13 protein-coding genes are annotated in these 11,914 nt (G+C 69.2%); 8 read left to right on the plus strand and 5 right to left on the minus strand.

Annotated elements, in window-relative coordinates:
* Positions 1 to 98 precede the first annotated feature (98 nt).
* Together O4G76_RS04760 and O4G76_RS04765 are read left to right on the plus strand one after the other, a co-directional pair.
* Positions 99 to 860 carry a GNAT family N-acetyltransferase gene (locus tag O4G76_RS04760; RefSeq protein ID WP_269396245.1) on the plus strand — a complete coding sequence of 254 codons (762 nt, stop codon included), beginning with the start codon at positions 99 to 101 and terminating at the stop codon, positions 858 to 860.
* Complete coding sequence (locus O4G76_RS04765; protein ID WP_269396246.1) at positions 857 to 1,729, plus strand: 1-acyl-sn-glycerol-3-phosphate acyltransferase; 873 nt, start codon at positions 857 to 859, stop codon at positions 1,727 to 1,729. The genes O4G76_RS04760 and O4G76_RS04765 overlap by 4 nt, the downstream gene beginning before the upstream one ends.
* Here the strand turns inward: O4G76_RS04765 and O4G76_RS04770 are convergent.
* Complete coding sequence (locus O4G76_RS04770; protein ID WP_269396247.1) at positions 1,705 to 2,331, minus strand: thiamine phosphate synthase; 627 nt, start codon at positions 2,329 to 2,331, stop codon at positions 1,705 to 1,707. The two genes, O4G76_RS04765 and O4G76_RS04770, sit on opposite strands and share 25 nt — an antisense overlap.
* Before the next feature lie 52 nt (positions 2,332 to 2,383).
* The gene (locus O4G76_RS04775) at positions 2,384 to 2,713 is read right to left on the minus strand and encodes a TfoX/Sxy family protein (protein WP_269396248.1); all 330 of its coding nucleotides are present in this window, start codon (positions 2,711 to 2,713) and stop codon (positions 2,384 to 2,386) included.
* Positions 2,714 to 2,784: 71 nt separating this feature from the next.
* Between O4G76_RS04775 and O4G76_RS04780 the strand changes: the two genes are divergently transcribed.
* From O4G76_RS04780 to O4G76_RS04790, 3 genes are all read left to right on the plus strand, one after another.
* The gene (locus tag O4G76_RS04780) at positions 2,785 to 3,528 is read left to right on the plus strand and encodes an RNA methyltransferase (RefSeq protein WP_269396249.1); all 744 of its coding nucleotides are present in this window, start codon (positions 2,785 to 2,787) and stop codon (positions 3,526 to 3,528) included.
* Between the two features lie 100 nt (positions 3,529 to 3,628).
* Positions 3,629 to 4,786 (plus strand): heme A synthase, encoded by a 1,158-nt coding sequence (ctaA, locus tag O4G76_RS04785; protein ID WP_269396250.1) that lies wholly within the window; start codon positions 3,629 to 3,631, stop codon positions 4,784 to 4,786.
* Entirely contained in the window at positions 4,783 to 6,252 is a 1,470-nt protein-coding gene (locus tag O4G76_RS04790; RefSeq protein ID WP_269396251.1) for a carboxypeptidase M32, read from the plus strand. The genes ctaA and O4G76_RS04790 overlap by 4 nt, the downstream gene beginning before the upstream one ends.
* A 64-nt stretch (positions 6,253 to 6,316) precedes the next feature.
* On the opposite strand, the gene bmt is transcribed toward O4G76_RS04790, so the two are convergent.
* The 3 genes from bmt to O4G76_RS04805 form a co-directional block, all read right to left on the minus strand.
* Positions 6,317 to 7,330, minus strand: a complete 1,014-nt coding sequence (gene bmt / locus O4G76_RS04795) for a betaine--homocysteine S-methyltransferase (protein ID WP_269396252.1) — start codon at positions 7,328 to 7,330, stop codon at positions 6,317 to 6,319.
* On the minus strand, positions 7,293 to 9,266 hold the full coding sequence (locus O4G76_RS04800; protein WP_269396253.1) for a phosphatidylglycerol lysyltransferase domain-containing protein: 1,974 nt from the start codon (positions 9,264 to 9,266) through the stop codon (positions 7,293 to 7,295). Before O4G76_RS04800 ends, bmt begins: the two co-directional genes overlap by 38 nt.
* Before the next feature lie 135 nt (positions 9,267 to 9,401).
* Positions 9,402 to 9,716 carry a DUF1476 domain-containing protein gene (locus O4G76_RS04805; protein WP_085896683.1) on the minus strand — a complete coding sequence of 105 codons (315 nt, stop codon included), beginning with the start codon at positions 9,714 to 9,716 and terminating at the stop codon, positions 9,402 to 9,404.
* A 180-nt stretch (positions 9,717 to 9,896) separates the two neighbouring features.
* Here O4G76_RS04805 and purC point away from each other — a divergent pair, with 180 nt between their 5' ends.
* The 3 genes from purC (at position 9,897) to purQ (ending at position 11,848) form a co-directional block, all read left to right on the plus strand.
* Positions 9,897 to 10,658 carry a phosphoribosylaminoimidazolesuccinocarboxamide synthase gene (gene purC, locus O4G76_RS04810; RefSeq protein WP_085896682.1) on the plus strand — a complete coding sequence of 254 codons (762 nt, stop codon included), beginning with the start codon at positions 9,897 to 9,899 and terminating at the stop codon, positions 10,656 to 10,658.
* A gap of 54 nt (positions 10,659 to 10,712) precedes the next feature.
* On the plus strand, positions 10,713 to 10,952 hold the full coding sequence (gene purS, locus O4G76_RS04815; protein ID WP_085896681.1) for a phosphoribosylformylglycinamidine synthase subunit PurS: 240 nt from the start codon (positions 10,713 to 10,715) through the stop codon (positions 10,950 to 10,952).
* A gap of 227 nt (positions 10,953 to 11,179) precedes the next feature.
* Positions 11,180 to 11,848, plus strand: coding sequence for a phosphoribosylformylglycinamidine synthase subunit PurQ (gene purQ, locus O4G76_RS04820; protein ID WP_269396254.1), 669 nt, complete (start codon positions 11,180 to 11,182; stop codon positions 11,846 to 11,848).
* Positions 11,849 to 11,914 lie beyond the last annotated feature (66 nt).

Consider the following 11,914-nt stretch of genomic DNA (forward strand, 5'->3'; position numbering starts at 1 on the left):
TTTTGTTGCCAAGCTCTCTCGTCGCGCCTAGAACCCGCCTGCAACCCCCGTCCGGAGACCGACCGCATGGCGACCGAGCCGAGCCCGATCCGACGCCGATGATCGCTTCCTCCCCTATTTTATCGGTCCGGCTCGCCCGCGATGCGGCCGAGCGTGCCGAAGCCGAGCGCCTTCGCTACGAGGTGTTCGTGCGCGAGCTGGGCGGTGACGGTGACATGGTCGATCATGCCGCCGGTCGGGAACGCGACCGTTTCGACGCGGTGGCCGAGCAGCTCCTGCTGATCGACGAGGCCCGGCCCGAGGGCGCGCGTATCGTCGGCCTGTACCGGCTCCTCGACGATGCGGGGGCGGCTCGCATGGGGCAGTTCTACACCGAAGACGAGTTCGATCTCGATCCACTCAAGGCCTCGGGGCGACGGCTGCTGGAGCTGGGGCGCTCCTGCCTGCATCGCGATTATCGCGGTGGTACGGCGATGTTCCGGCTCTGGCAGGGGCTGGCGGCCCATATCGAGGCGCGCGGCATCGAGATTCTGTTCGGTACGGCCTCGTTTCGCGGCGCGGACCCCAAGATGCATGCCGGGCCCCTGTCGCTGCTTGGTTGCGATCATCTCGCGGCGCCGGAACTACGGGTCACTAGCCGTCAGCCGGAGCATGTGGAGATGCCCGCCCTGGCGGAGCTCGACCGGGCTGCCGCGATGCGGGCGATGCCGCCACTGATCAAGGCCTATCTCAGGCTGGGCGGCCGGGTCGGGCAGGGGGTCTATGCCGACCGGGCCTTCAACACCACGGATGTCTGCATGATTCTCGACATGGACACGGCGCATGCCGGTCAACGGGCGCGCTACGGGGTGCGCGGATGAACGACACGCCCCAGCGCCTGACCTGGCACGGCGCCGATCCGACGCCATGGGACGGACCCGACCTGCGGGGTTGGTTTCGGGTAGCATGGCGCGGGCCATTGCTGGTCCTGACCATGCTCGGCGCGCTGATCATCCTGCTGGCCCTGCGCCCGTTCGAGCGGCGGATCTGGGGGCTGGAGCGCCCGCTCACCTCGCGCATCACCCGCGCCGCCTGCCGCGCGGGCCTTGCGATCCTTGGGCCGCGCCTGCGTGTCAGGGGCGAACCGATGGCCAGGCACGGCGCGATGGTCGCCAATCATTCCTCGTGGCTCGACATCTTCGCGCTCAACGCCCGGGCCTCGGTCTATTTCGTGTCCAAGGCCGAGGTCGCCGACTGGCCCGGTATCGGCTGGCTGGCGCGGGCGACGGGCACGGTGTTCATCCGTCGCGACCGGCGCGAGGCCACGGCGCAGGTGCGGCTGCTGCGCGAACGCCTGGCGCATGGCCATAGGCTGGTGTTCTTCCCGGAGGGCACCTCGACCGATGGGCGAAGGGTGCTGCCGTTCAAGCCGACGCTCTTCGCGGCCTTCCTGTCGCCGGACCAGCCGGATCTGGAGATCCAGCCGGTGAGCCTCGTCTACCGCGCGCCGGAGACGGCGGAATCGCGCTTCTACGGCTGGTGGGGCGACATGGATTTCGGGCCGCACATGCTGCGGATGCTGTCGACGCGGCGGCACGGGGTGATCGAGGTGGTCTACCACCCGGCGTTGCGCGTGGCCGATCACCCGGACCGCAAGGCGCTGGCGCGGACCTTGGAGGGGCAGGTGCGCGCCGGGCTCGATGCCGCCGGCGCGCTGAGCCGGTCTCAGCCGGCCATCGCCGAGGCGTAGCGGCGCAGCGCTTCGGCTGCGTCCTCCTCGCGCCAGATCTCCTCGCCGATGCCGAAGAAATCGGCATGCGGCGCGAGGCGGCGCACAAGTTCAGGGTCGAGCGCCCCTTCGGCCACCACCGGTACCTCGATCATCATCGACCACCATTCGAACAGCTCGGCCTCGGCCTGTGGCGTGGTACCGAGATCGGTCGCACCGGCCGGGCCGAACGAGATGTAGTCGGCGCCAAGCTCGCCCGCCGTCATCCCGTCATGGCGGGAATTGCCGCAAAAGGCGCCGACGATCGCGTCCTCGCCAAGCTCCTTGCGGGTGGCGCGTACCGAGCGGGCGCCATCGGTCAGGTGCACCCCGTCGAGCCCGAGCCGGGTCACGAGCCGGGCATGGCTGTCGATCACCAGGGCGACGTCGCGGGCGATTGTGACCTCGCGCAGCGCGTCGGCGGCGCGGGAGATCCGGTCCTCGTCGCGCGTCGCGAGCCCGAGCCGCACGCAGGCGACGGGCGTCGCGTCGAGGCAGGCGGCGAGCCGGTCGGGAAATTCCGACAGTTCGAATTCGGGCGGGGTGACGAGATAGATCTGCGGCGCGTCGTCTTGGTCGCTCATGAGGGCCTCCTGCACTTCGAGGCCGCCCTATATCCGGCTTCGCGACGCTTGGCTACTTCGCAGGCAGATCCTCGGCATGCGCCAGAGCCAGGGCCAGCAGCGTGCCGCGCGCCTCTTCGTCGGCCATGGCCTCGTCGCTGGCCGAAACCATGCCGCCCATGGGTTTGCCGGTGAATTCCATCGGCCCGGTGCCGGGTATTTCCATGGCTTCGACCTGGCGGTCCTTGCCCACCCGGAACATGGCGCCCTGCGAGGTCACCCCGCACAGCATGTTGCCGAACAGCATGAAGGCCAGCCCGCCGAACATCTCCCGCTCCGATATGCCGGGCCGCCCGTCGAGGTCGTCGCGCAGCAGCGCCGCCAGTCCTTGGTCATACGCCATGGGTCCACTCCTTGTCTCGGCCGTCCCCCGAGGCTACACCGCGCGGCATCCCTCGCACAGACCGGACCGCCATGACCGAGCATTCGCCGCAACCCGCATTCGTCCTGATCCGCCCGCAGATGGGCGAGAATATCGGCGCGGCCGCCCGCGCGATGTGGAATTTCGGTCTCGACCGGATGCGCGTCGTGGCGCCGCGCGACGGCTGGCCTCAGGAGCGCGCGGTGGCGCTCGCTTCGGGCGCGGGCCGGCTGCTCGACGAGGCGATGCTGGCGGGCGACACCGCCGAGGCGGTGTCCGACTGCACCTTCGTCTATGCCACCACGGCGCGGCCACGGGGCCTCACCAAGGAGGTGATGACGCCGGAGGCCGCGATGCGCGACGCCGCCGAACGGATCGCCCAGGGCCAGAAGGTCGCGGTGATGTTCGGGCCCGAGCGGGCGGGCATGGAGAACGACGACATCGCCCGCGCCAATGCCATCGTCTCGGTGCCGGTGAACCCCGAATTCGCTTCGCTCAACCTCGGGCAATGCGTGCTGCTGCTGGCCTATGAGTGGCGCCGCGCCAGCACAGAGACCGCCGATCGGCGGATCGAGATGGCGGGGGCCGAATGGGCGCAGGCGCACGAAGTCGAGAAGCTGGCCGAGCATTACGAAGAGCGGCTCGACGAGGCCGGGTTCTTCTTTCCCGCGCACAAGGCCGCGCATATGAAGCAGACCATGCGCAACCTGTGGAGCCGGATGCCGCTGACCCGATCGGACGTGCAGACGCTGCACGGGGTGATGCGACAGATGGTCCGCTGGAAGGAGCGTGGCTGAGGGCGTAGCCCTCCCGCGTTCCAAGCCGTTGACGGGGCGGGTGTTGCCGTCCGAAGGGCGCGCGCCTAGGCTGCGCGCCGATCAGACCGGAGGCATCCACATGGCGAAACAGGCGGACAAACGGCCCCGCTCCATCTTCGAGGAGGTCGGCACGACCCGCAAGTCGGTCGCCACCCCCGGCGGCATCGACCGGGGCCGCGCCGATGCGCGCCGCGGGCTGCGGATCTGGCTCGGCCTGCTGTTCGCGCTGGTCGTTTGCATCGTCTTCGTCGGCGGCATGACCCGGCTCACCGACAGCGGGCTGTCGATCACCGAATGGGCCCCGGTCTCCGGCGCGATCCCTCCGCTCTCGGCCGAGGATTGGGAGGTCGAGTTCGCCAATTACCAGGCCAGCCCGCAATACGAGTTGATGAACCAAGGCATGACGCTGGCCGAGTTCAAGCCGATCTTCTGGTGGGAATGGGGGCACAGGCAGCTCGGTCGGACCATCGGCCTCGTCTGGGGGCTGGGCTTCGCCGGCTTCCTGCTGGCGCGCCGGGTTCCGGCCGGCTGGTCCAGCCGCTTTCTCGGCCTTGGCGTGCTGATCGGCCTGCAGGGCGCGGTCGGCTGGTGGATGGTCCATAGCGGGCTGCAGGACGGCATGATCAGCGTCGCCTCGTACCGCCTCGCTGTTCATCTCGGCCTCGCCTTCGCGATCCTCGGGCTGATCACCTGGTACATGCTCAAGCTGGGGCGCCGTGAAGTCGACCTGCTGCAGGCGCGCCGCTCGGCCGAGCGCAAGCTCTGGGGCGGCATGACCGGGCTGATGCATCTGGGCTTCGTCCAGATCATCCTCGGCGCGCTGGTGGCCGGGATCGACGCCGGACGGGCCTTTCCCACATGGCCGCTGATGGGCGACAGCTTCTTTCCGCCCGATCCGTTCCAGCTCGAGCCGCTATGGCGCAACTTCTTCGAGGATGCGGGTCTGGTGCAGTTCATCCACCGCATGGCGGGCTACCTGCTGCTGGTCCTCGGGATCGTCGTGTGGTTCCGCGGCAGCCGCTCGCCGCACCGCGCGACCCGCTTCGCGGTCAATGCGGTGCTGGCGATGCTGGTGGTGCAGATGGTGCTCGGAATCGTCACGGCGCTCTATGCCGCGCCGCTGCACGCCGCGATCACGCACCAGCTCGGCGCGGTGCTGCTGTGGGTGCTGATCCTGCGCGCCCGCTTCCTCGCCCGCTATCCTCATGTCCAGTCGCTCAGGAAGCTCCGCAAATGACCGCTTACGATGAACTGATGGCGCATGCGCGCGAGACCGAGGCGCTGGCGCAGGTCGCGGGACGGCTCGGCTGGGACCAGGAGACGGTGATGCCGCGCGGCGCCGCTGCCCAGCGCGGCGAGGAGAGCGCGGCGATGGAGGGCGTTCTGCACGCCCGCCGCACCGATCCGCGCATCGGGGACTGGCTCGCCGCCGCGCAGGCGACCGATGCGGTGGCCGAGGCCAATCTGCGCGAAGTCCGGCGGGCTTACGAGCGCGCGAACAAGGTGCCTGCCAAACTCGCCGCCGAGATTGCCCGCGTCACCTCGGTGGCGCAGGGCGTCTGGGCCGAGGCGCGCGCCACCGAGGATGTCGCGGCCTTCCTGCCGACCCTGCGGCGCGTGGTGGCGCTCAGGCAGGAGGAGGGTCAGGCCCTGGCGCAGGGCGGCGACGTCTACGACGCGCTGCTCGACGACTACGAGCCGGGCGCGCGTGCCGCCGAACTCGACGAGATGTTCGGCGCCCTGCGGCCGCGCCTCGTGGCGCTGCGTGGGGCGATACTGGACAAGCCGCAGCCCGCCGCGCTCTCGGGCCGCTTCGACGAGACGGCGCAGCTGGCGCTCACGCGCGAACTGGCGGAGCTGTTCGGCTATGACTTCGCGCGCGGGCGCATCGACAAGGCGGTGCATCCGTTCTGCTCGGGCTCTGGCAACGACGTGCGCGTTACCACCCGCACCGATCCGGCCGATCCCTTCAATTGTCTCTACTCGACGATCCACGAGGTGGGTCACGCCAGCTACGAGCAGAATGTCGAGCCCGACTACCTGCTGACGCCGATCGGACGCGGCGTGTCGATGGGCGTGCATGAGAGCCAGAGCCGGATCTACGAGAACCAGCTTGCCCGTTCGCCGGCCTTCGCCGGCTGGCTGCTGGGACGCATGCGCGACAGCTTCGGCAATATCGGCATCGACGACCCGATGGAGTTCGCCCGCGCCCTCAACCGGGTCTCGAACGGCTATATCCGCACCGAAGCGGACGAGGTGCAGTACAATCTGCATGTGCTGATGCGCTTCGATCTCGAGCGGGCGCTGATGTCCGGCGACCTGAACGTGGGCAATCTGGAGGCGGCTTGGAACGATCGCTTCGCTGCCGATTTCGGCTTTGCCGTCGACAAGCCCTCCAACGGGTGCCTGCAGGACGTGCATTGGTCGGTGGGGCTGATGGGGTACTTTCCAACCTACAGCCTTGGCAATGTATATGCGGGCTGCCTGCACGCCGCGCTGCGGGCCGACCGTCCTGAGCTCGAAGCGGAACTGGCGCGCGGCGACCTGTCCGGTGCCACGACATGGCTGCGCGACAAGGTGCAGCGCCACGGGGCGCTGATGTCGCCACGCGAGACGATCCAGGCGGCCTGCGGTGCCGTGCCCTCCGAAGCGCCGCTGCTCGACTATCTCGAAACCAAGTTCGGCGCGCTCTACGATCTCTGATCTGCCGGCGGCCAATGAAAAGCCCCCGCGAACGGATGGTCGCGGGGGCTTTTTTCTCTTGGCCTCAGCTCCGGCGGCGGCCGCGCCGTGCCGCGCGTTCGGGGCCCGCGCCATCGGTGCCGTCAGAGGCCGAGGAGAAGCCGCCCAGCTTCTCGACGATGGTCTCGAGCGTCGGACGTTCGCCCACGGGCCGTGTCTCCAACGCCTCGCGCATGGCGCGGAGGTGATCCGGCATGGTGCCGCAGCAACCGCCGATGATCGTCGCGCCGGCGTCCCGGGCGAGGCAGGCGTAATCGGCCATCAGCTCTGGCGTGCCATCGTAGTGGATATGGCCGTCCTGATATTTGGGGATGCCCGCATTGCCCTTGGCGATGATCGGCTGCTCGGCCCCGGCGGCGGTAAAGCCCAGAACGGTCCGCATCAGGTCCGAGGCGCCGGTGCCGCAATTGGCGCCGAAGGCGACGGGGGTATTGGGGATCTTGCCGACCATCTTGACCATGTCGGCGCTGGTCAGCCCCATCATCGTGCGCCCCGCCGTGTCGAAGCTCATGGTGCCGCACCAGGGCATGTCGGCCTTGGCAAAGGCCTCGGCCGCGGCGCGGAATTCCTCGCCGGCCGAGATCGTCTCGACCCAGAGCACGTCGGCGCCACCGGCCTTGAGGCCCTCGGCCTGCTCATGGAACATCTCGACCGCGAGCTCATGGGTGAGGCTGCCCATCGGTGCCATGATGTCCCCGGTCGGTCCGACCGATCCCGCGACGATCACCGGGCGGCCCGCCTTGTCGGCGACCTCGCGGCCCAGCTCGGCCGCGGCCTTGTTCAGCTCGAATACCCGGTCCTGAGCCTGGTGCAGCTTGAGCCGCGAGGCGTTGCCTCCGAAGCTGTTGGTGAGGAACAGGTCGGAGCCGGCCTCGACCGCCATGGAATAGAGCTTGCGGATCTTCTCGGGCTGATCGGTGTTCCACAGCTCCGGCGCGTCGCCCGAGCTCAGCCCCATGTTGAACAGGTTGGTCCCGGTCGCCCCGTCGGCCAGCAGCCAGTCACGGGTTTCGAGAAGTCGTGTAAGCGCGTCGGTCATGAACGGGGCCTGTCTGGTCAGTGAAGCGCGGCGCGGCGCCGCGAAGGACCGGAAGCCGGATCGGCCGCCGGGCGGTGTCCGGGTCCTTCTGCACCGGACGGCCCCCGATTTCAATGTCGGCGATGGGCGGCTCGGCACCGAGCGGGGCGGGATCATGCACGGCACGGGCGATCTCGATCACCGCCCGCAAGAGCCCCGCGCGGTGCGGCGCGGCGATGTAGAGCGGGCGCCAGTCGGGGCCGAAGCCGCGCTTGAACTGCTCCAGGCCGGCGCAACCGGGCCGCGCCGCGATCCGGGCGCGGGCCCAGCCGGGAAGCCAGCCCGGCAACTCGGGCAGGGCGGCGAGCGAAACCCGCGCCATGCCGGCCGCGCGGGCGGCCTCGATCGCGGTCGAGATCGCCGCCATCATCGTGCCGTCCGGCGCCCCGGCCGATTGACGCATCAGGTCGAGCGTCCATTCCTCGCGGCCGCCATGAAAGCTCGCGAAGCCCAGCAGGTGTTCGCCCTGCCAGGCCAACACGACCATCTGCTGGCCCAGCAATTCCGGGCAGAACCGCCCCATCGAAAAGCCGCGCTCGCCGCCGCTGCGCAAGGTCCAGTCGCCATGCACGGCCTCCATGTCCGCGAGCGGCAGCGGCCCGGTGGCCAGTTCGGTTCGCACGCCGGCCTTCGCAGCCGACTTGAGCTTGCGACGCAGGTTGCGGCAGGCAGGCCGGTCCGGGCTCCAGCGAACGAGGTCGATCACCGCCTCGGTGGCGATGCGCTCCACCGCCCAGCCGGCGCGGCGGGCCTGCACGGCAAGCCGGGCGCCACCCTTGTACAGCGCGACGCCAAGCCCGGCGCGCTGCGCATGGGCGCGCAGTTCGGCCAGGCAGGGCCGGCCGAGCGGTTCGCCGATCGCGGTCAGGGTGCCGCCGGCCCGGCGTACCAGCCAGCCATGCTCGAGGCTGCGCGACAGCAGGATCGCCGCACCCTGATGCGCGAGGCCCCATTCCGCCTGCGGCGCGCGCGCCATGGCCTGATGCCGCGCCGCACCGGTTGCCAGCAGCAAGGCCGGACGATCGACCGGGGCCACCGGCCGCACCAGCAGCGCCAGCGCCACGATGGCCGGGATCGCGTGATAGATCAGCCGGTAGCCGAGCATCGCCGCGACGAGGTCCGTCTCGGCGATCTGCGGCAGCAGCGCCAGCAGGCACAGCTCGAAGGCCCCGACGCCGCCGGGGCTCTGGCTTGCGAGACCTGCGCCCAGCGCCGCCAGATAGGCGAAGACCACCGCCGAAACCGGCACGTCCACCCCTTGTGGCAGCAGCAGCCAGATCACCGCGCCGGCGGCACAGGTGTCGATCGCGGTCCAGCCGATCAGCCGGGGCAGGGTGCCCGCGCGCATCTGTGGCAGCCCGGGCAGCCGTGGCAGCCTCGGCGCCAGCACGATCACCGCAAGCGCCAGCACCGCTGCCAGCAGCACCCGCCCGTCGAGCAGCAGGAGCGACAGCCCGCCGAGCATCGCAAGCGCGCCCATGAAGGAGATCGAGACCCAGAGCGACAGGCGCGTGACCAGCCACAGGTCGCATTCCGGCAGGCTGCGCCAGCGTACCAATGCCCCCGTGAGGCTGCCGAAGCCGACAGTCTGCGCGATGGCCATCGCGCGGATGCCGGCGGCGCGGGCGCGGCGCGGCTCCACGCCGGTGCCCATGGCGCGATGCAAGACCACGTCGTATTGACCCAGCGCCCAGAGGCTCAGCCCGGTGCAGAGCAAGGCGCCGATCCATTGTGCCGGCGGCAAGGCTCCAAGCGCCGGTACGACCGCGCCCAGATCGACCGTCTCCAGTCGCCGGGCAAGCAGCAGTCCGCCCAACGCCAGGGCAGCGAGCGGCAGCAGCCGAAGCGCGAGGCGGCCAAGGCGGGAGGCAAGTTGCGGGCCGGGCGAGGCGGTCATGGCGTCTCCTGAGCAATGGCAGGCAGGGATACTGCCGCGGCGCTCCGCCGGACGGTATCGGTCAGGGGTGAAAGGGAATTTAAGCGCGCGCCATCAGGGCGCGCGGCGCCACCAGCAGCGCTTGGTTAAGATGGTTTAATTTTCCTCGACGAGCTCGGCCTTCGCCTCCGCGTTGAAGGCTGCCATCTTCTCATGGATTTCGGCGTCGCTGAGCAGGTGTCCGATGTCGCGGCGGAGCTTGCGGAACACGTCGTCCTGCCCCGCCTCCTCGAATTCGGCCTTGATGACCTCGCGGGCATAGGCCGCGGCTTCGTCGCCCTCCTTGCCCAGTAGGCCGGCGGCCCAGAAACCGAGCTTGCGGTTGCGCCGCGCCTCGGCGCGGAACTTCATCTCGGCGTCATGGGCGAACTTCGCCTCGAAAGCGTGCTCGCGTTCATCGAAAAGTGTCATGTGACTTGCCTTTCCACGCTTCCGTCCTAGGCCACAAGGATACGTCCCGGGACACCTTGCCCGCAAGGGGGGCTTGCACTATGAGGCGGCCAAGGCCGCGTCACGCAGCAATCCTGTCACGGAAACGTTGCGTCGCCCCGACATCCGGGGTTCTGGCGCGCGAAACCCCGTGGAGAGCGCATGGCACGTCGCAAGAAGATTTACGAGGGCAAGGCGAAGATCCTCTACGAAGGCCCCGAGCCGGGAACGCTGGTCCAGTATTTCAAGGATGACGCGACCGCCTTCAACGCCGAGAAGAAGGCAGTGATCGAGGGCAAGGGCGTGCTCAACAACCGCCTGTCCGAGTTCTTCATGACCGGTTTGCAGTCGATCGGCGTGCCGACGCACTTCATCAAGCGGCTGAACATGCGCGAGCAGTTGATTCGTCAGGTGGAAATTATTCCGCTCGAGGTCATCGTGCGCAACTTCGCCGCCGGCTCCATGGCCAAGCGGCTGGGTCTGGAGGAGGGCGCGCCGCTACCGCGTCCGATCATCGAGTTCTCCTACAAGGATGACAAGCTCGGCGATCCGCTGGTGCCCGAGGAGTACATCATCGCCTTCGGCTGGGCCTCCCAGCAGGATCTCGACGACATCGTGGCGCTGGCGCTGCGGGTCAACGACTTCATGTCGGGCGTCATGCACGGCGTCGGCATCAAGCTGGTGGATTTCAAGATCGAGATCGGCCGGATCTGGGACAACGACTTCCAGCGCCTCGTCGTGGCCGACGAGATCTCGCCCGACAGCTGCCGGCTGTGGGACATCGAGACCGGTCAGAAGCTCGACAAGGACGTGTTCCGCAAGGATCTCGGCAGCCTCACCGACGCCTATACCGAGGTGGCGCGGCGGTTGGGCGTACTGCCCTCCAACGTGACCCATCGCCCCCGTCCGACGCTGATCAACTGACGCCGCGGGCGAGACCAGACCGACAAGCCAGATCGACAAGAAGGAGCGGCGCGCATGAAGGCTCGCGTGCAGGTGATGCTGAAGACCGGAGTTCTCGACCCCCAGGGCGAGGCGATCCGCCACGCGCTGGGCGCGCTGGGCTTCGACGGCGTCGAGGGCGTCCGGCAGGGCAAGGTGATCGAGTTGGACCTCGCGGAGACCGACGCGGCGTCGGCCGAGGCCCAAGTGACCGAGATGTGCGAGAAACTTCTCGCCAACACGGTGATCGAGAGCTACAAGATCGACCTGAGCTGAGGTCGCACGCCGCCTCTCGGGGCGGCGTTCGCGTCTTTGGACCAGGTTTCGCTTTCGGGCACCGCTCGGCTTCCTTTCTGGGGGGCCTGAGCACCGGGAGCGATGCGGCGGTGGTTGCAGGGGAGGGCGCCACCGCCGACCTGACTTCCCGAGCAGGGGCGTCGCCGCCCCTCGCCCCGATTTCCCTTTCGCGGCGCCGCCGCCCCAGATCCCGAAGGATGCCCGCCATGAAGGCTGCCGTCATCGTATTCCCCGGCTCCAACTGCGACCGCGACATGGCCGTCGCCCTGCGCGCCGCTGGCGCCGATGTCGAGATGGTCTGGCACAAGGATGACGGTCTGCCGCGCGGCATCGATCTGGTCGCCGTGCCGGGCGGCTTTTCCTTCGGCGACTACCTGCGGTGCGGCGCCATCGCCGCGCAGTCGCCGGTCTGCCGCGCCGTGATCGATCACGTCCACAAGGGGGGCTATGCGCTCGGCGTCTGCAACGGCTTTCAGGTGCTGACCGAGACCGGGCTGCTGCCGGGTGCGCTGATGCGCAATGCCGGCATTCGCTTCGTGTGCAAGACCGTGCCGCTCGAAGTGGCGACCACGGACAGCGACTTCACCCGTGGCTACGCCAAGGGCGCGTCGCTGCGGATCCCGGTCGCGCATCACGACGGCAACTACTTCGTCGACCAGCCGACGCTGGAGCGGTTGCGGGCCGAGGACCGGATCGCCTTCACCTATGGCGACAACCCCAACGGCTCGACCGGCGACATCGCCGGGGTCCTTTCCGAGAACCGCCGCGTGCTCGGCATGATGCCGCATCCCGAGCGGGCGGTCGATGCCGGGCATGGCGGCACCGACGGGCGCGGCCTGTTCGACGGTCTCGTGGGCGCGCTGGTCTCGGCCTGACCTCGATCCGCCTCACGCCCGCCCGCAGGCGGCGTGATCGGGCCCCGCTTGCCGCGAGGCGCGGGG

Source organism: Limimaricola sp. G21655-S1, assembly GCF_027213785.1.
In the GTDB taxonomy this organism is placed as follows: Bacteria; Pseudomonadota; Alphaproteobacteria; order Rhodobacterales; family Rhodobacteraceae; genus Limimaricola.

Coding starts and splice junctions, on each gene's coding strand:
- O4G76_RS04760 (WP_269396245.1), top strand. CDS start 99: ATGATCGCTTCCTCCCCTATTTTATCGGTCCGGCTCGCCCGCGATGCG.
- O4G76_RS04765 (WP_269396246.1), top strand. CDS start 857: ATGAACGACACGCCCCAGCGCCTGACCTGGCACGGCGCCGATCCGACG.
- O4G76_RS04770 (WP_269396247.1), bottom strand. CDS start 2,331: ATGAGCGACCAAGACGACGCGCCGCAGATCTATCTCGTCACCCCGCCC.
- O4G76_RS04775 (WP_269396248.1), bottom strand. CDS start 2,713: ATGGCGTATGACCAAGGACTGGCGGCGCTGCTGCGCGACGACCTCGAC.
- O4G76_RS04780 (WP_269396249.1), top strand. CDS start 2,785: ATGACCGAGCATTCGCCGCAACCCGCATTCGTCCTGATCCGCCCGCAG.
- ctaA (WP_269396250.1), top strand. CDS start 3,629: ATGGCGAAACAGGCGGACAAACGGCCCCGCTCCATCTTCGAGGAGGTC.
- O4G76_RS04790 (WP_269396251.1), top strand. CDS start 4,783: ATGACCGCTTACGATGAACTGATGGCGCATGCGCGCGAGACCGAGGCG.
- bmt (WP_269396252.1), bottom strand. CDS start 7,330: ATGACCGACGCGCTTACACGACTTCTCGAAACCCGTGACTGGCTGCTG.
- O4G76_RS04800 (WP_269396253.1), bottom strand. CDS start 9,266: ATGACCGCCTCGCCCGGCCCGCAACTTGCCTCCCGCCTTGGCCGCCTC.
- O4G76_RS04805 (WP_085896683.1), bottom strand. CDS start 9,716: ATGACACTTTTCGATGAACGCGAGCACGCTTTCGAGGCGAAGTTCGCC.
- purC (WP_085896682.1), top strand. CDS start 9,897: ATGGCACGTCGCAAGAAGATTTACGAGGGCAAGGCGAAGATCCTCTAC.
- purS (WP_085896681.1), top strand. CDS start 10,713: ATGAAGGCTCGCGTGCAGGTGATGCTGAAGACCGGAGTTCTCGACCCC.
- purQ (WP_269396254.1), top strand. CDS start 11,180: ATGAAGGCTGCCGTCATCGTATTCCCCGGCTCCAACTGCGACCGCGAC.